This is a genomic window from Streptomyces sp. NPDC046985, assembly GCF_040644415.1.
GTDB lineage: Bacteria > Actinomycetota > Actinomycetes > Streptomycetales > Streptomycetaceae > Streptomyces.
The window spans coordinates 14,879-32,383 of record NZ_JBEYWK010000014.1; the positions used below are offsets into that span (position 1 = coordinate 14,879).

General features: G+C 74.3%; 16 protein-coding genes. 4 read left to right on the forward strand and 12 right to left on the reverse strand.

The genetic code is table 11. From position 1 onward, the window contains the following. Positions 1 to 562: 562 nt before the first annotated feature. From ABZ861_RS19135 to ABZ861_RS19180, 10 genes are all read right to left on the reverse strand, one after another. On the reverse strand, positions 563 to 1,948 hold the full coding sequence (locus ABZ861_RS19135) for an 8-oxoguanine deaminase (RefSeq protein WP_361631534.1): 1,386 nt from the start codon (positions 1,946 to 1,948) through the stop codon (positions 563 to 565). A 55-nt stretch (positions 1,949 to 2,003) separates the two neighbouring features. After that, positions 2,004 to 2,951, reverse strand: a complete 948-nt coding sequence (gene pucL, locus ABZ861_RS19140) for a factor-independent urate hydroxylase (RefSeq protein WP_361631536.1) — start codon at positions 2,949 to 2,951, stop codon at positions 2,004 to 2,006. A 7-nt stretch (positions 2,952 to 2,958) separates the two neighbouring features. After that, positions 2,959 to 3,459 (reverse strand): hydroxyisourate hydrolase, encoded by a 501-nt coding sequence (locus ABZ861_RS19145; protein ID WP_361631538.1) that lies wholly within the window; start codon positions 3,457 to 3,459, stop codon positions 2,959 to 2,961. A 4-nt stretch (positions 3,460 to 3,463) separates the two neighbouring features. Next, on the reverse strand, positions 3,464 to 3,976 hold the full coding sequence (uraD, locus tag ABZ861_RS19150; protein ID WP_361631543.1) for a 2-oxo-4-hydroxy-4-carboxy-5-ureidoimidazoline decarboxylase: 513 nt from the start codon (positions 3,974 to 3,976) through the stop codon (positions 3,464 to 3,466). A 204-nt stretch (positions 3,977 to 4,180) separates the two neighbouring features. Beyond that, positions 4,181 to 4,543, reverse strand: a complete 363-nt coding sequence (locus tag ABZ861_RS19155; RefSeq protein WP_361631545.1) for a helix-turn-helix domain-containing protein — start codon at positions 4,541 to 4,543, stop codon at positions 4,181 to 4,183. Continuing rightward, entirely contained in the window at positions 4,540 to 4,791 is a 252-nt protein-coding gene (locus ABZ861_RS19160) for a hypothetical protein (protein WP_361631547.1), read from the reverse strand. Before ABZ861_RS19160 ends, ABZ861_RS19155 begins: the two co-directional genes overlap by 4 nt. 234 nt (positions 4,792 to 5,025) lie before the next feature. Continuing rightward, positions 5,026 to 5,925, reverse strand: a complete 900-nt coding sequence (locus tag ABZ861_RS19165; RefSeq protein WP_361631549.1) for a MauE/DoxX family redox-associated membrane protein — start codon at positions 5,923 to 5,925, stop codon at positions 5,026 to 5,028. A gap of 107 nt (positions 5,926 to 6,032) precedes the next feature. Beyond that, on the reverse strand, positions 6,033 to 6,656 hold the full coding sequence (locus ABZ861_RS19170; protein WP_361631551.1) for a cell wall protein: 624 nt from the start codon (positions 6,654 to 6,656) through the stop codon (positions 6,033 to 6,035). Between the two features lie 11 nt (positions 6,657 to 6,667). After that, positions 6,668 to 7,090 (reverse strand): hypothetical protein, encoded by a 423-nt coding sequence (locus ABZ861_RS19175; RefSeq protein WP_361631553.1) that lies wholly within the window; start codon positions 7,088 to 7,090, stop codon positions 6,668 to 6,670. 256 nt (positions 7,091 to 7,346) lie between these two features. Then, positions 7,347 to 7,751, reverse strand: a complete 405-nt coding sequence (locus ABZ861_RS19180) for a VOC family protein (RefSeq protein WP_361631555.1) — start codon at positions 7,749 to 7,751, stop codon at positions 7,347 to 7,349. 194 nt (positions 7,752 to 7,945) lie between these two features. Here ABZ861_RS19180 and ABZ861_RS19185 point away from each other — a divergent pair, with 194 nt between their 5' ends. Continuing rightward, complete coding sequence (locus tag ABZ861_RS19185) at positions 7,946 to 8,182, forward strand: hypothetical protein (RefSeq protein ID WP_361631557.1); 237 nt, start codon at positions 7,946 to 7,948, stop codon at positions 8,180 to 8,182. 355 nt (positions 8,183 to 8,537) lie between these two features. On the opposite strand, the gene ABZ861_RS19190 is transcribed toward ABZ861_RS19185, so the two are convergent. Together ABZ861_RS19190 and ABZ861_RS19195 are read right to left on the reverse strand one after the other, a co-directional pair. Further along, on the reverse strand, positions 8,538 to 10,193 hold the full coding sequence (locus ABZ861_RS19190) for an AMP-binding protein (protein WP_361631559.1): 1,656 nt from the start codon (positions 10,191 to 10,193) through the stop codon (positions 8,538 to 8,540). After that, positions 10,190 to 11,863 (reverse strand): AMP-binding protein, encoded by a 1,674-nt coding sequence (locus tag ABZ861_RS19195; RefSeq protein ID WP_361631561.1) that lies wholly within the window; start codon positions 11,861 to 11,863, stop codon positions 10,190 to 10,192. Before ABZ861_RS19195 ends, ABZ861_RS19190 begins: the two co-directional genes overlap by 4 nt. A 134-nt stretch (positions 11,864 to 11,997) precedes the next feature. Between ABZ861_RS19195 and ABZ861_RS19200 the strand changes: the two genes are divergently transcribed. The 3 genes from ABZ861_RS19200 to ABZ861_RS19210 all read left to right on the forward strand — a co-directional run bounded on the left by ABZ861_RS19200 (position 11,998) and on the right by ABZ861_RS19210 (position 17,412). Beyond that, positions 11,998 to 12,852: a LuxR C-terminal-related transcriptional regulator gene (locus ABZ861_RS19200; protein ID WP_361631563.1), complete on the forward strand. Its 855-nt coding sequence runs from the start codon at positions 11,998 to 12,000 to the stop codon at positions 12,850 to 12,852. A 586-nt stretch (positions 12,853 to 13,438) separates the two neighbouring features. Further along, complete coding sequence (locus ABZ861_RS19205) at positions 13,439 to 16,270, forward strand: AAA family ATPase (RefSeq protein ID WP_361631565.1); 2,832 nt, start codon at positions 13,439 to 13,441, stop codon at positions 16,268 to 16,270. Positions 16,271 to 16,587: 317 nt separating this feature from the next. Beyond that, positions 16,588 to 17,412, forward strand: a complete 825-nt coding sequence (locus tag ABZ861_RS19210; protein ID WP_361631567.1) for a serine protease — start codon at positions 16,588 to 16,590, stop codon at positions 17,410 to 17,412. The last annotated feature ends 93 nt before the right edge of the window (positions 17,413 to 17,505 follow it).

Here is a 17,505-nt window from a genome sequence, read left to right on the forward strand (position 1 = left end):
TGCGGCCGGGCGGGCGACGAGCGGGCGGGTGCCGTGTCCGGGCCGACAGGCACCGCTTCTCGGCGGCCGGACGGCGCTTCCGGCGCATGGACGGCGGTTCCGGGCGGCCGGGCTTCCGGGCGGCGGTTCCGGGCGCGTGGGCTGCGTTCCGGAGCGGACAGGCGGCGCTTCCCGGGCGGCCGGGCGACGCCTCCCGGGCGCGCGGGCGACCGCTTCCCGGGCGGCCGGGCGGCGCTTCCGGGCTCGGGGCTGCGTTCTGGAGCGGACAGGCGGCGTTCTCGGGCGGCCGGGCGACGCCTCCCCGGCGCGCGGGCGGCCCTCGGCGTGGAGGGGGTCAGGGGCTTCGGTGGCGACGCTCCCGGACACCCGGGCGGGCCCGAGTCCGGGGGCCGCGGGCCCAGCTCTGTCCGCGGCACCCGGCCGGGTGCTGTGTCTCCCGGCCGGGTGCTGTGCCGCCTCCCAGCCGGGGGCTGTGCCCTTCCAGCCGGGGGTCGTGCACTCCAGCCAAGGGCCGTGCACTCCCAGGCGGGCGCCGTGCCTTCCGGCTGGAGGCTTCGGCTGTTCAGTCCCGTGCGGCGATCCGTGCGAGTCGCCGTGCCTCGTCGCGGGTGGCGTGGGCGAGGGCGTCCTCGTCGGCGGTGAGCAGGCGGCCGTCCTGGACGATCTGACGGCCGTCGACGAAGGACGCCGTGACCGGGGCGGCGGCCCCGAAGACCAGCGCGGTCACCGGGTCGGCGATGGAGGCGTGGGCGAGGGTGTCCAGCCGCCACAGCACCAGGTCGGCCAGCTTGCCGGCTTCCAGGGAGCCGATCTGGTCGGCGCGGCCGAGCACGCGGGCGCCGCCGCAGGTGCCCAGGCGCAGCGCCTGGCGGGCGGTGAGGGCCGCCTCGCGGTGGGGGCCGAGACGGTTGACGAGCAGGGCGTTGCGCAGTTCGGTGTGGAGTTCGCCGGACTCGTTGGACGCGGCGCCGTCCACGCCGAGGCCGACCGGCACCCCGGCGGCGAGCATGTCGGGAACTCGGGCGATGCCCGCGGCGAGGCGGGCGTTGGAGGACGGGCAGTGGGCGACGCCGGTCCCGGTGCGGGCGAACGCGGCGATGTCGGCGTCGTTCATGTGGACGCAGTGCGCCATCCACACGTCCTCGCCGAGCCAGCCGGTGGACTCGAAGTAGTCGGTCGGCCCCATGCCGAACAGCTCGTGGCAGAACCGCTCCTCCTCGACCGTCTCCGAGCCGTGCGTGTGCAGCCGCACGCCGAGCCGACGGGCCAGCTCCGCGCCCTGGCGCAGGAGTTCGGTGGAGACGGAGAAGGGCGAGCAGGGGGCGACGGCCACCTGGGTCATGGCGTCGAAGGAGGCGTCGTGGTGCCGCTTGACGGTCTCCTCGGTGGCGGCGAGCGCGTCCTCCAGGGACTCGACGGCGAAGTCCGGGGGCAGGCCGCCGTCCTTCTCGCCGCGGTCCATCGAGCCTCGGGCGAGCGTGAACCGTACGCCCATGTCGGCGGCGGCCCCGATGATCGCGCCGGACAGGTCGCCGGCGCCCTCGGGGAAGACGTAGTGGTGGTCCATGGCGGTGGTGACGCCGCCGCGGGCCATCATGGCGAGCGAGCCCTGCGCGGCGGCGCGGCACATCGGCTCGTCGATGCGCGCCCAGGTCGGGTACAGCGCGACCAGCCAGTCGAAGAGGCTGTGGTCGGTGGCCAGGCCCCGGGTGATCCACTGGTAGAAGTGGTGGTGGGCGTTGACCAGGCCGGGGGTGGCCAGGTGCCCGCTCGCGTCGATCCGGCGCACCACGTCCGTGAGGCCCCCGGGCGCCGCGCCGGGGCCCACGGTCTCGATCCGGTTCCCGGCGAGGACGACGTGCCCGGAGGCGTACTCGGTGTCGTCGGCGTCGACCGTGGCGATCGCGCAGTTCTCGATGACGGTGCGCTGGGCTGCCGAAGGCGCCATGGTGCTTCCTTGTCGTTCGGTGGCGGTGGGTCGGTGGGGCGGCGCGCGGCCCGGGTCAGAGGTCGGTCAGGTCGACCGGAATGCGCGGCTCGCAGCCGTCCCGGAGCACGGTGGCCTCGATCAGCCCGTAGGGGCGGTCGGCGGCGAAGTACACCTCGTTGTCGTTCTCCAGCCCGAACGGCTTCAGGTCCACCAGGAAGTGGTGCTTGTTCGGCAGCGAGAAGCGGATCTCGTCGATCTCGCTCCGGCTGTCGATGACCCGCGCGCCCATCTGGTACAGCGTCTGTTGCAGCGACAGGGAGTACGTCTCGGCGAACGCCTGGAGCATGTGCTTCCTCACCTGCGCGTAGGACGTGTCCCAGTGAGGGGCGTCCTGCTCGTCGCCGGTCCACGCGTACCGCCAGCGGGCGGAGACGTCCGTGGCGAGGACGCGGTCGTACGCCTCCTGGAGCGTCGTGTACTCGTCCTTGGCGTAGCCCCAGAACTCGGAGTCGGTGGAGTTCATCACCGTCAGGCCCTTCAGGCCCGAGACGACCTCGCACGCCCGGCCGTCGTAGGCGATCTGGGTCAGCCGGGTCTCCCGGCCGGTGCGGACGAAGGAGTGCGCGGCCCGGTCGGCGCCGACGGGCCGGGAGTCGGCGCCGGAGGTCTCGATGCGCTCCCAGGCGTACTCCTCGACGCGGACGCGCGCGCGGTGGACGGACTCTCGCGAGGTGACGAAGTGGCGGGCGAGGCGGATGCCGAACTGCTCGGCGGACGCGATGCCGTGCTCCTTGGCGAACGCGAACACGGTGTTCTTCATGGTGTCGGTGGGCAGCACGTGGGCGTTGGCGCCGGAGTAGTGGACCTCGTCCAGGTCGCCGGAGAGGGCGACGGAGACGTTCAGGTCCTTGATGTGGTGGAGGGCGCCGTGCCGCGTGATCTTGACGACTCGGGTCTCGGCCTTGCCGTACTGGTTCTGTCCCAGAACGACCGGGCGCCCCGGGCGGGAAGGGTCGGCCATGCGTCTGCTAGCTCCCTCGGTATACGGAGTAGCCGAACGGGCTGAGCAGCAGCGGCACGTGGTAGTGCTCGCCCGGCACGACGGCGAACGTGACCGTCACCTCCGGGAAGAACACGGGCGGCGCAGCGCTGTCCCGATGCGCGGGGGCGTCCGGCTGCGCATCGGCTCGGCTCCCGGCGGACGGCGCGGATCTTACGGTCGGCGCGGTGAGCGCGGTCGGCCCGGTCAGCCCGGTGGGCGCGGGTCTCCCGAAGTACGGCGCCACCGCGAAGTCGAGCTGCGCGTGGGCCGTCCCGTCCGGCAGGGCCGGGAGGTCCGTGCAGCGCCCGTCCGCGTCGGTCGCCGAGCCGCCGAGCGCCTGCCAGTCCGCGTCGCCGCCGGTGCGGGCGGAGAGGCGGACGGCCACGCCCTCGGCGGGGCGGCCGGCGGAGGTGTCCAGGACGTGGGTGGACACGGAGGCGGCACTGCTCGTGCTGGAGTCGGTGTCAGTGTCGGTGTCGGTGCTCATGGTGTCAGGCGTCCTCCGCGACGAGTCGGGCCAGCCGGATGCGGTTGATCTTCCCCAGTTCGGTGCGGACGATCTCCCGCTCCCGCTCCGGCGCGTTGCCGATCCGCTCCCTGAGCGCGTCCCGCATCTGCTCGCCGGTCCGGCCGGTGGCGCAGACAAGGAAGACGTGACCGAACTTCTCCTGGTAGGCGAGGTTCAGTTCGAGCATCTCCGCCTTGAGTTCCTCGGAGGCGCCGGCCATGCCGTGCTGTTCGTGGGCGGAGGCCGGGTCGCCGGACTTGGGGCGGCCGATCGGCGGATGGCCGGCCATCGCCTCCTCCAGGTCCGTCGCGGTCAGCGCGGCCGTGGCGGCGTCGTTGGCGGCGTAGAGGTCTTCGGCGGCGGCGTAGGGGCGGGCGGCGGTCAGCCGGTCGGCCCATGCCGTGCTGGCGCACGCCTCCAGGAGCGCGGCCCGCGCGGCCGTCTCCGGGAGGGCGTTGAGGCGGGCGAGGCCCGGCGGCGGGGAAGTCGTCGTCACGGGAGCCTCCGTGGCTGAGGACGGCCGGTGTGCTGAACGGACTGCGGACAGCTAACGCCCCTCGCGACCGAGCGTCAACACTTTGTTGAACTTTCCGGGTGACCGCGGATGACCACGGACGCCCGGTTCAGGCCCTCCGCTCGCGGCCCAGGCCCCTCCTCACGGCTAAGGTCCCTTCCCGCGGCTAAGGTCCCTCCTCGCGGTTCAGGTCCCCTTCTCGCGGTTCAGATAGTTGTAGACGGTGAAGCGGCTGACGCCCAGCGCGTTCGCCACCGTCTCCACGCCGTGCCGCACCGAGAAGGCGCCGCGCGCCTCCAGGGTCCGTACGATCTCCTGCTTGGCCTTGCGGTCCAGGTCGGCCAGCGGCACGCCCCCACGGCGCTCCATGGAGGCCAGGATGTGATCGAGCGAGTCGGCGAGCTGCGGCAGGCGGACGGCGACGGCGTCCACGCCCTGCCAGGCGAGCACGACGTCGTCCGGTCCGGCCTCGTCCGGCGGGAGCAGTTCGCCGCCGATCGCGTCGACCAGGGGCTTCACGGCCGTGATGAACGGCTCGTCCGCGCTCATCCCCCGTCCTCCGCGATCACGTTGACCTGAAGCGAGATCCGGGTGGCGCCGGCCTGGAGGACGGTGCGCAGCAGGGCGTCCACCGTGGCGAGGACGGCGTCGGCGCCGCCCTCGGCCGTGTTGCCGAACGGGCCGACGTCCACCGCGTCCAGCTCGGCGGCCCCCAGAACCTCCCGCGCCGCCCGCGCGTGGGCGGGGGCCTCGTCCAGGTCGAACGGCTCGGTCGTGAACTCGACTCGCAATCGCAATGCGCCCCCCATGGCGTCGACGGGACCTGCGGCATATTCTCGGCCATCCGCCGGAACGGGCGCACCCGGGGCGCATTCCCCGGTCGGACGCCGAAGGCCCGCTCCGCCGCCGGGCCGGTCTGCTCCTCCGCCCCCGGGAGCAGGAGAGGGGGACGTTCCAGGTCACCGCAGAGACTTTTGCCGGCGTCCCGCCGATCTGCGGACCTCGCGCGTCGGCCGCCGCGGGCCGGAGGTTCAGCCTGCGAGGCGCAGGGAGCGGTGTGGGGCGACCGCTCGGAGTTCGTCGGCGGCCACCGGCGCCCCGGTGTCGGCGTCGATGTAGCTGACGCGGATCACGGGGTCGCCGGGTGTGTCGCGCCCGGCGGCGGCGTCCAGGGCGAAGAGGACCGCGACCGGGCGGGCCGCGTCGCCCTCGCCGTGCACACCGGAGTACTGGAGGATGCGCCAGCCTTCGGACTCCCAGTGATCCACCAGTGCCGACCTCACCACCGGCGAAGCGGTCTGCCAGGCGTAGGAGTGCTCCAGCAGCTCGACGCTCGCCGCAACCGGCAGCCGGTCCGCTGCGCCCCCGCCGGTCAGCGGATGGCCGAACACGCGCAGCCGGGTGCGGCGCAGGGGCAGCAGCCACCGGTCGGGATCGGCCGAGAGGCCGGACAGGACCAGCGCGGCCGCCGCCAGCAGAGCAAGCGAGGCGACGGGGCGGTCCGCCGGCGCGTCCCACCAGTCGCGCCGCGTCAGCGCCGCCGTCACGCCGCCGGCCAGGACCACGGCGGCGCGGGCGAAGGCACGCCAGGTGACCGGGGCGTCCTCGCTCGCCGAGCAACCGCACGACGACTCCGGCGCGCGCGTCCGGCCGTAGCCCAGGTAGCCGAGGAATCCGGCGCCGAGCGCCGCGGCGCCGGACCCGGGCAGGGGGCTGCCAGGCGCCGCCAACAGGCCGACCGCTACGAGCAGTTCGGCCCATCCTGTGGCGCGCAGCACCGTGACGGCCTGCTCGCTGCTGCGCAGCAGGCGGGCCAGCGCGGTCTTCGGCGCCGTGCGGACCACGTTCTCGCCCCACGCCTTCGCCGCGCCCGTCCAGCCGAGCAGGACCGCAAGGACGAGCGGTGTCAGGGCCGTTGTCAGTGACAGCATCTCCGCCTCTTTCGACGTGCCGACGTCCCGAGGCTCCGCGGCCTCGGGCGTTCCCCGCCCCGGGGCGCCGAAGCCTCGCAACGGCTCCGGCGCCCCCGGGGCGGGGTTCAGTGCCCGACGGAGATGCGGACCACGTCCACGGAGTCGTCGGAGGGCCGCCAGGCGCCGAGCACCTGGGCGCTCTGGCCGATGCGCAGCCGGGACAGGTCCGAGGTCAGGCCCCGGCCCGCGTAGGAGGCGCCGGTGTCGGGAAGGATGTTGCCGACGACCTCGTGCTGACCGTGGGCCAGGTGGAGCCGGTTCCTGGCGATGCCGCGGATGCTGGTGTCCAGGTTGACGATGTTCACCCAGACCGCGTCGGCGGCGACCGTGCCGTCGGGCATCGGCACGCCTCGGCCGTAGAGGCCGTCGCCGACCTCGATGACCTCGGCGGTGGCGGCGCGGCCCTTCCACACGCTGGTGACGTTGGTCATCTGCACCCGGGAGTGGCCGCCGTTGGACCCGGCCACCTCCAGGACGCTGCCGGTGATGCCGGTGATCCGCCCTTCCACGAAGGTGGACTTGGCGATGGCGGGGTCGAGGGACGGCTCGGCGGCGAAGGCCGCGTCGGCGTCCAGTCCGCCCAGCGCGCTCGCGCCGACGATCGTGGCGCCGCCGAGGGCGGCGGCGGTGAGGAGGCGTCTGCGCCGCAGCCCCTCGGACGGCGTGCCCGCGTCGTTCCGTGCGCTCATGGTGGGCCTCCTCACTCGTAGATGTAGACGGGCAGCTTGCCGGAGCTGAGGTTGCCGATCGCCGAGAAGGCGGCCGGGGTCAGGTCGAGCACGCGGTTGGTACGGCACGTGCCGTTGCAGCACGCCGTCTCACCGCACCAGTCCTTGGTGCGCGGCCCGCAGTCGGTGATGGTGATGCACACCGTCGCGCCGGAGCACTGGTGGCGGATGTTCATGACGGCGCCGCAGCCGCGCCGGGGGATGTTCTCCCCGCACAGGTCGGGCCGGGTGATGTTGAAACACGCCGCCGAGGCGTTCGGCCAGGCGCCGTGGTGTGCGCTGGACTGGCAGTTGCCGCAGGCGCCGCCGCCCGCGCTGCCGCAGGGGCCCCACGAGTTTCCGCAGCAGAACCAACTGGTCTCACCGGCCCAGAGGCTGGTCGATCCGCAAGCCATGGTGCAGTCCTCCCTGATTTACAGGTACATGACAACTCCGAGGTGCAGTGGTGCAGACGCGACGCGCACGGCCCGGCCCCCGCGCGGACATGACAGACCGCCTCGGGCCGACGAGAGCGGCCCCGACCGAGCGCTCTCATGATGCGCGCGTCTACGCGGGTTGCATAGGGGGCCGACGACGGCGAGGGCCGACAGCGCGGCGCACCGAGCGGCGGGCCGGGACGCCGCGGCGCCGCGGTCTTCGGGTCGTCGCCTCTCAGGTGTCGGTCGGCGGACGCTCGCCGGTGTCGTAGGGGCGCGTGATGATCTCCATGCCGTGTCCGGCCGGGTCCAGGAAGTACAGCCCGCGACCGCCGAAGTGGTGGTTGATCTCTCCGGGCCGCTTCATGTGCGGATCGGCGTAGTACGTGATCCCGGCCTGCCGGATGCGCGCGAAGGACGCGTCGAACTCCTCGTCGGAGACGAGGAACGCGTAGTGCTGCGTGACGATGGACTCCCCCGGGACGGCGGCGTAGTCCAGGGTGACCCCGTTGCTGGTCGCCACGGGGAGGAACGGGCCCCACTCCGTCCCGACCTCGAGTCCCAGGATGTGCGCCAGGAACTCGGCGGACTCCCGTTTGTCCCGGGCGTGGACGATGGTGTGATTCAACTCGACTGACATGTGTGGAATGCCTCCGTAAGGCAATCTCACGGGCGCCTCCATGCCTCACCCAGCCGGTGACCGGCACGCGACGCCGTGCTTTCGATCCTAATGCCGCGTACCGCGTCCGGACCTGTGCCCGCGTTCGGAACCGTGCCCGTGGCCGAGCGCGCTCCCGGGGTGCGGAGCCGCCCCGCGCGCAGGACGCTGTAGCCATGGACCACTTCACGCGGCATCCGCACATCGTGGTGCACGCGCCGGCGCTGGACGGCTCCCGCCGGGTCACCGAGGGAGACGTGACCCTGGGACTCGCCTCCCACCTGGACGACGTGATCGAGATCCTCCGGCTGGCCGATCTGGACCGCGTCGAGGTCGAGGAGACCGACCTCGTCGAATGGCAGGGCGGCGGCCCGGACGACTGGCCGGGGCTGTCGGAGCACGAGGCGCCCTGAGCCGGGGCGGCCGCCCGCGTGGAACACACCGCGCACGCCCGCCATGACCGTGTACGCCCGCCTGACCGCGTACGGCGGCGGGCGTACGCCGTGTACGGCATGCTCAAATCAAGCTCTGAACCCGGCCCGGAGGGTGTCGCGCGCCCCCGCGGTCGGGCAGAGTCCCCTCACACGGGACCCGCCGACACGGGGGCGGCGGGCCTCGTGGCCGAGGCCCGGACGGGGGCCGTGCGCGGGCGCGCACGAGGCCGGGCCGACGCGAACGGGCGGACCGCCCTCTGGACGGTCCGCCCTTGCGCGCGCGGTCGTCCCGCGCTGGCTCACGCGTGACTCACACGCTGGCTCACGCGTGGGCTCACACGCTGTGCCGCTCGCGCAGTTCGACCTTGCGCACCTTGCCGGACACCGTCATCGGGAAGGCGTCCAGGACGCTCAGCCGGCTCGGGATCTTGTAGTGCGCGAGCCTGCCCTCGCAGAACGCCCGCAGGTCCTGGAGCGTGGGCGGGTCGGCGGCGTCCAGCGGGATGACGCAGGCGAGCACCTCCTCGCCGTACCTCTCGTGCGGCACGCCCACCACCTGCACGTCCTGGATCTTCGGGTGGGCGTACAGGAACTCCTCGATCTCGCGCGGGTAGACGTTCTCCCCGCCACGGATGATCATGTCCTTGATGCGGCCGACGATCTCGACGTAGCCGTCCTCGCGCATCGTCGCGAGGTCCCCGGTGTGCATCCAGCGGGCCGGGTCGACGGCTTCGGCGGTCTTCTCCGGCTCGTCCCAGTAGCCGAGCATCACGCTGTAGCCGCGGGTGCGCAGTTCGCCCGCCGTGCCGCGCGGCAGCGTCACCCCGGTGGCCAGGTCGACGACCTTGACCTCGATGTGCGGCAGGACGCGGCCGACCGTGCCGGTGCGGTGTTCGAGGTCGTCCTCCCGGCGGGTCTGGAGCGACACCGGGGAGGTCTCGGTCATGCCGTAGCAGATGGAGACCTCGGCCATGTGCATCTCGGCGACCACCCGCTTCATCACCTCCGCCGGGCAGGGCGAGCCCGCCATGATGCCGGTGCGCAGGCTGGTGAGGTCGTAGGAGGCGAAGTCGGGCAGGTTCAGCTCGGCGATGAACATGGTGGGGACGCCGTAGAGCGAGGTGCAGCGCTCGCGTTGGACGGCTTCCAGGGTGGCGCGCGCGTCGAAGGACGGCGCGGGGACGACCACGCAGGCGCCGTGCGAGGTGGCCGCGAGATTTCCCATCACCATGCCGAAACAGTGGTAGAAGGGCACCGGGAGGCAGATCCGGTCCTGCTCGGTGTACGCGATCGACTCGCCCACGAAATAGCCGTTGTTGAGGATGTTGTGGTGGGAGAGGGTGGCGCCCTTGGGGAACCCGGTGGTGCCGGAGGTGTACTGGATGTTGATCGGGTCGTCGCAGGACAACTCGGCCTGGCGCGCCCACAGTTCCTCCGCCCGGTCGGCCGTTCCGCGGGCGGTGAACGCCTCCCAGGACGGGTCGCCGATGTAGACGGTCTCCCGCAACCGGGGGCAGCGGCCGCGCACTTCCTCTGCCATCGCGCGGTAGTCGCTGGTCTTGTGGCGCACGGAGGCGAAGAGCAGCGAGACGCCCGCCTGGTTCAGGACGTACTCGACTTCGTGGGTGCGGTAGGCCGGGTTGACGTTGACCATGATCGCGCCGATCCGGGCCGTGGCGTACTGGACCAGCACCCACTCGGCGCAGTTGACGGCCCAGATGCCCACCCGGTCGCCCTTGGCCACGCCGCCGGCGAGCAGCGCGCGGGCCAGTTCGTCCACGTCCGCGGCGAACTCGGCGTACGTCCAGCGGCGGTCGTCGGGGACGTCGACCAGCGCCTCCCGGTCGGGCCAGGCGGCGACGGCCCGGTCCAGGCTGGCGCCGATGGTGTCGCCGAGCAGGGCCGTGCCGCCCGCCCCGTGGGCGTAGGACGGTACGGGGGACGGCGCGCGCTCGGGCCGGTGCGCGCGGTCGTGCGGCTGGGCGGTCAACGGAAGTCCTCCTCGCGGTACTCGTCGGCGGATCCGGCGGCGGTGGCCTCGCGCAGTTCGATGCGGCGGATCTTGCCGGAGACGGTCTTGGGCAGCGGGGCGAACTCCAGCCTGCGCACGCGCTTGTAGGGGGCGAGGACCTGGCGGGAGTGCGCGAACAGCGCCTTGGCGGTGTCGGGTCCGGGGCGCCAGCCCTCGGCGAGGACCACGTACGCCTTGGGCACGGCCAGGCGCAGTGCGTCCGGCGCGGGCACGACGGCGGCCTCGGCGACCGCCTCGTGCTCCAGCAGGGCGCTCTCCAGCTCGAACGGGCTGATCTTGTAGTCGGACGCCTTGAAGACGTCGTCGGACCGCCCGATGTAGGTCAAGTAGCCGTCCTCGTCGCGGGAGGCGACGTCTCCGGTGCGGTAGTAGCCGCCGGCCATCGCCTCGGCCGTGCGGTCGGCGTCGCCGTGGTAGCCGGTCATCAGACCGACCGGGCGCGCGGACAGGTCGAGCGCGATCTCGCCCTCGCTCACGCCCGGCGCCCCCGTGACCGGGTCGAGCAGAGCGACGCGGTACCCGGGGCTGGGGCGGCCCATGGAGCCGGTCTTGAGCACCTGTCCGGGGCTGTTGGAGACCTGCACGGCCGTCTCGGTCTGCCCGAAGCCGTCACGGACGGTCACGCCCCAGGCCCGCCGGACCTGCTCGACGACCTCGGGGTTCAGCGGCTCGCCCGCGGCGACGGCCTCGCGGGGCGGGGTGGCCAGCCGGGTCAGGTCGGCCTGGATGAGCATCCGCCACACCGTGGGCGGGGCGCAGAACGTGGTGACGCGCGCGTGGTCCATCTCCCGCATCAGCCGGGCGGCGTCGAAGCGGGCGTAGTCGTGGACGAACACGGTCGCCTCGGCGTTCCACGGGGCGAACAGGTTGGACCAGGCGTGCTTGGCCCAGCCGGGCGAGGAGATGTTCAGGTGCACGTCGCCGGGCCGCAGGCCGATCCAGTACATGGTGGCCAAGTGCCCGACGGGATACGAGGTGTGGGTGTGCTCGACCAGTTTGGGGCGGGCGGTGGTGCCGGAGGTGAAGTAGAGCATCAGCGGGTCGTCGGCCAGCGTGGGGCCGTCGGGCAGGAACTCCTCGGGCGCCGCGTAGACGTCCTCGTAGGGCGTCCAGCCCTCCTCGGGCAGGCCGCCGACGGAGATCCGGGTGTACGTCCCGGCCACGCCGTCGAACTTGGCGGTGTCCTCGGCGCGCGCGATGACGTGCTTGACCCGGCCGCGCTCGACGCGGTCGCGCAGATCCTCGGGTCCGAGCAGCGGCGTGGCGGGGATGACGACGGCGCGCAGCTTCATCGCGGCGAGCGCGGTCTCCCACAGTTCGGCCTGGTTGCCGAGCATGACGAGGACGCGGTCCTCGGCGGCGACCCCGAGGTCGCGCAGCCAGTTGGCGACCCGGTTGGAGCGCTCGGCCATCTCGGCGAAGGTCAGGCGGGTCTCGGCGCCGTCCTCCGCGACGATGTGCAGGGCGGTCCGGGCGTTGCCCTCGGCCATCGGGTCGAACCAGTCAAGGGCCCAGTTGAAGTGCTCCAGTCGGGGCCACGCGAAGCCGGCGTACGCCGCGGCGTAGTCGTCGCGGTGGTGCAACAGGAAGTCCCGCGCCCCGCGGAAGGTCTCCGTCGCCGTCGTCATCTGTCCTCCCTGTGCGGTCCGGCATGCGGACCGTTGCCGTGCGGCTCCGCTCCATCGTGTAATCCGTGATGCAGGTCTCACCACCCCCGAACGGGGGTGTGGTGGGAGGCGGACCGCGACGAGGGGGCGAACGGGTGACGACGCAGGTGTCGGGGGCGGCGGAGATCCGGGGTGCGCTGGTGCGGCTGCGGCGTGCGACGGGCCTGCCGGTCGCCTTCGGCGGGCTGGTGGAGCCGGGCCGCTCGCGGGTGCGGATCAGCGAGCTGACCGGCACCGCGACGGCCGCGCTCAGCGCGCTCGCGGTGACCTCGGGCAACGGGCTGGGCGGCAAGGCGGTGGCGCTGGCACGGCCGTGCGCGGTGACGGACTACTCGCTGTCCCGTCAGATCAGCCACGAGTACGACGCGGCGGTGGCGGCGGAGGGACTCCGCTCGGTGCTGGCGGTGCCGGTGGTGGTACGGCGCCGGGTGCGCGGGGTGCTGTACGGCGCGCTGCGCACCGCCCAGCCGCTCGGCGACCGGGCGTTGAGCGCGGCGGTCCAGGCGGCGCGGGACGTGGAGCAGGCGCTGGCGGTCCGGGAGGAGGCACGGGACCTGCTGGCGGCGGCCCGGCCGGAGGCGGCCGCGGGCGCGGACCCGGGCGCGGGCTCGGCCTCGGGCGCGGCCTGGGAGCAGGTGCGCGAGGCGCACGCGGCCCTGCGCGCCCTGGCGCCGCGGATCGCCGATCCCGCCCTGCGCGCGGAACTCCTGGACGCCTGCGGCCTGTTGGCCTTCCCGCCCGCCCCGGCTCGGCGCGTGAGCCTGGCGCCGCGGGAGGTGGACGTACTGGCGTGCGTGGCCGCGGGCGCGACGAACGCCGCGGCCGGCGCGCGGCTCGGTCTCAGCCCGGAGACGGTGAAGGGCTACCTCCGCTCGGCCGTGCGCAAGCTGGGCGCCCACACCCGCGGCGAGGCGGTCGCGGCAGCCCGCCGGGCGGGGGTGCTCCCGTAGGGGCCGCGCGGCGGGGCCGGCCCGGGAGTCTGCCCGGCCGGGCCGCTGGGCGCCGCGCTGGCGGGTCCCGGGACCTGGCTGTGCGGGCGCGTGGCCGCCGAACGGCCGGGGCCGGCCCGGGAGTCTGCCCAGTCGGGCCGCTGGCGGCCGCACCGCCGGGCCCCGGGGCCGGGACCCGGAACAGGCCGGGCGCGCGCGGCCGCCGAACGGCCGGGGCCGGCCCAGCCCGGACGGTCGCGGCAGCCAGGCGCCGGGCGACCGGGGACCGAACCACGCCAGGCGGCCGGCCCCGGACCGCGCCCGGCTGGCGGGCGGGCGGCCCACGGACCGCGCCGGACGACCGGGCCCCGGACCGCGCCCGGCGGGCGAGCCCCGGAGCGCTGGGGTCCGGCGCGATCGGGAGTACCGCCGGCTCAGTGCGCGCGGTACCGTCGAAGGGCTGCACGCTCCGGGTTCGCATTCATTCGACGGCGCTTCGAATTCGCTCATGCCCCGGCCGTTGTTATTTCCCTCACCACCCCGGCAGTCCGAAATTCAAGGACTCGTTGCCTAGAATTTGGCCCGGACACGACACACGAGGGGAGCGGTGACCGTGCGACGGGACTCCAAGGACCCTGCGGGCTTCCGCTCAGAACTGGTCATCGGCCGGGAGGAGCCCTCCGCGGCGGCCCGTGAGCAGCTCGCGCGCGGCGGCAGTGCGCTGCTGCACGGCCCGGCCGGAATAGGAAAGTCGACCGTGCTGGCCGCATTGGCCGCCGAATATGCCCCGGCGGCCCGCACCGTGGTGCGCTGCTCGGCGACCGAGTCCGAATCGCACCTGCCGTTCCTGGCCCTGGCCGATCTGTTCGGGCTGGTCCTGGAGGAGGTCTCCGGCGCCCTGCCCGCCGCCCAGCGCACCGCGCTGGAGTCGGCGCTCACCGGCCGCCGCGAGTCCTCCCTCCAGCGCGACGGCCTCGCGCTGCGCCTGGCCGTGCTGTCCATGCTGCGCGCGCTCGCCGCGAAGGGCCCCGTCCTGATCGTCGCCGACGACCTCCAGTGGCTGGACTCGGCCAGCGCGGAACTGCTCGGCTTCGCCGCCCGGCGGCTGGGCGACAGCCCGGTGCAGATGCTGTACGCGCTGCGCACCGAGCCCACGGAAGGCGCCGAGGCCGCCGAGTACGACCGGCATCTGCGCGCCTGCCCGCCCGACACCCTTTCGGTGCGCCTCGGCCCGCTCTCCCGCGCGCAGGTCTCCGCGCTGCTCGACCACCGCGGCTACACCGGCCTGCCCCGCTCCACCGTCCGCGAGATCCACCTCACCAGCGGCGGCAACCCCCTGTTCGCCCTGGAGTTGGGCCGCGCCCTCGCCGAGAATCCGACGCCGCCGCGGCCCGGCGAGCCGCTTCCGGTGCCGACCTCGCTGCGCGCCCTGGTGCTGAGCCGGCTGGAGATGCTGTCGGACGAGGCGCGCCGCACCCTCCTGGTGGCCAGCACGGGCGCCCGCCCCACCCCGGCCCTGCTGCACGCCGCCGGACGGGAGAACGCCGAGGCCGAGTGCGCCCAGGCGGCCGAACTCGGCCTGCTGGCCACCGAGCCGGAGGGCCCGGCCGTACGGTTCGCGCACCCGCTGATCTCCGCCGCGCTGTACGCGGAGGCGCCCGTGCGCGAGCGCCGCGCCGCGCACGCCGCCCTGTCGACCGCCGCCTCCGACCCGATCGAACGGGCCCGCCACCTGGCCCTGTCCACCACCGGCGCCGACCCGGAGGTGGCCTCACGGCTCGCCGAGGCCGCCGCGCTGGCCCGGGACCGCGGCGCCCCCTCGGTGGCCGGCTCGCTCGGCCTGCTCGCCGCGCGCCGCACGCCCGCCGACGGATCGCCGGGCCCCGACGAGCGGCGCCTCCAGGCCGCCGAGGACGCCATCACGGCCGGCGAGGTGGACCTGGCCCGGGACATCGCGCGCGAGGTGCTGACCCGGGCCACCGTGCCCGCGCAGCGGGTGCGGGCGTGGATGGTGGTGGTCGAGGCGGCCGGGCAGTCCCTCGCGGACGTCGACGCCGTCTTCCCCCAGGCCCTGGCCGACGCGGGCGACGACCCCGGGCTGCTCGCCCTGGTGCACTACCAGCTCGCCTGGCGCGCCCTGGTCGTGGAGGGCGACTTCGACGAGGCCCGGCAGGAGGCCGCGCGCGCCGCCGGGCTGGCCGCGCGCGGCCGGGACCGGCGCACCGAGCTGATGGCGCTCGCCTTCCAGTCCTCCACCGAGACCCTGATGGGCCACCCCGACGCGCCGGTCACCATCAAGCACGCGCTGAAGGAGCCGCAGGATCCCTACGTCGCCGTCCACCACAACGGCGTCGGCTCGGCCCGCTACCGCTGGCTGCTGATGAGCGACCGGCTGTCCGAGGCGCGGGCCACCATCACCGGGCTGCTGCGCGAGGTGCGCCGGCGCGGCATGGTCGAGAGCGAGGTGCACTTCCTGCGGCTGCTGGCCGAGACCGAACTGCGCGCCGGGCACTGCGGGCGGGCCCTCGAACTCGCCCGGGACAGCCTGCGGCTGGCCCGGGACACCGGCATCGGCGAGGGCGCCTCGGCGATGCTGGCCTGCTTCGCCGAGGCCAGCGGCGGCGACACCGAACGGGCCCTGGTGCTGGCCCGCGAGGCGGTGCGGCACGCCGAGGAGGACGGCGACCAGATGTACCTGTCGCGGGCCCTGGCCGCCCTGGGATACGCCCAGTTCGTGGCCGGGGACGCCGAGGCGGCCGTGGCGGCGCTGCGCCGGGTGCGGGACCTGGAGCTGGGCCTCGGCATCACCGACCCGGCCCGCGGCCGGTGGCAGGGCGACCTGGCCGAGGCGCTGGTCCTCGCCGGGCGGCCGGAGGAGGCGCAGCAGGTGGTCGACGCGGCCCGGGAGCACGCGCGGCGGCTGGGCCGGGAGAGCGTGCTGGCCGTGCTGGACCGGGCCGAGGCGCAGGTGCGGGCGGCCCGGGGCGAGCGGGACGCCGCCGTCGCCCAGTTGACCTCCGCGCAGGACCGGCTGGCGAAGCTGGGCAACGGCCTGGAGGAGGCGCGGGCCGCCTTCGCCCTGGCCCCGCTGCGCTCCGGGAAGCCGGTCCCGGCGGCCTACGACGACGCGGCCCGGCTGTTCCGCCGCTGCCGCGCGCTGCCGTGGCTGCGCCGGGTGGACGCCGCGACCGCCCGAACGGACCAGCGGGCGGCCGTGCCCGGCGCCCCGGACGGGCCGGCCGTGCTGGAGGGGCTCGCGACGATGGAGCGTCAGGTGGCCGCCCTGGTCATGGAGGGCGCGACCAACCGGGAGATCGCCGGTCGGCTGTTCGTCAGCGTGAAGACGGTCGAGGCGACCCTGACCCGGGTCTACCGCAAGTTGGGGATCCGTTCCCGCGTCGACATCGTCCGATTGGCGGCGGCCCGGCGCGCGAAGTGAACGCGGTGCGGGTTGACTGGCGTCCAGAGCATCCGATGAGGGCGCCCGCGGGAGCACGACGGCCGCGCACTCCGCTGTACGGCAACGGCGCCGACCAGCGGCGATCGAGGCGCACCGAGGGTTTTCCCTGCCCCAACTCCCCTAGGGGGTTCCCTCATTGGAGGCGAGTCGGCCGGAACCTAGCGTAAGGGGCGTGCCGCTCGCCCGGGCACACGGAGTCCGCACCATCCGCACCGTTTCAGCGTCATCTGCACCAGACCCCGGACTTCCGTGCTCCACCCGTGCGACCCCCACCGGCCTGCACCACGAGGAGACGCATGCTCGGCCCCATCCGCGCCAGACGAACGCCCGGCAGCCGCACCGCCGTCGCGCTCGCCGTCGGCGCCGCAGCCGCGACCGTGCTGATCACCGCCCCCGGCGCCGGCGCCGCCTCCCGGCCCGCCGCCAGCCGTCCGCAGCCCGTCATCGGCGGCGCCACGACCACGACGGACGCCTACCCGTTCGCGATGCAGATCACGGACGCGCTCGGCGACCAGTTCTGCGGCGGCACCCTGGTGGCGGCCCGGAAAGTCGTCACCGCCGCGCACTGCGTGGCCGCCGAGAGAGCGAGCAGCCTCCGGGCGGTCGGCGGACGCACCTACCTGCACGGCACGGACGGCACGGTCGGCAAGGTCAGCCGGATATGGGTCGACCCGCACTACACCGACGCCGCCAGCGGCCACGACGTGGCGGTCCTGACCCTGGCGACGGCGATGCCGTACACCCCGGCCGCGGTCGTCCCGGCGAACGACACGGCGGTGTACGCGCCCGGGACCACGGCGCGGATCCTCGGCTGGGGCACCACCTCCGAGAGCGGCGGCCGGTCCGAGCAGTTGCGGACCGCGACCGTGCCGATCTCGACCGACGGCGCGTGTGCGAGCGCCTACGGCTCCGACTTCGTCGCGAGCGACATGGTTTGCGCCGGATACCCCTCCGGCGGCGTAGACACCTGCCAGGGCGACAGCGGCGGTCCCCTGCTTGTCGGGGGCGTCCTGGCAGGGATCACTTCCTGGGGCAACGGCTGTGCGGAGGCGGGCCGTCCGGGTGTGTACACCCGGCTGACGACCTTCTCCAGCCTGGTCGCCGCGCAGGTCGCCTCCTGACCCGCGCGCACCGGAGCCCCGGTGACGGGTCCTGGGACCACCGGCCCAGGTGAAAGCCAGGGGGCGCTGCGAGCCACCACGAGCGGCCCGCAG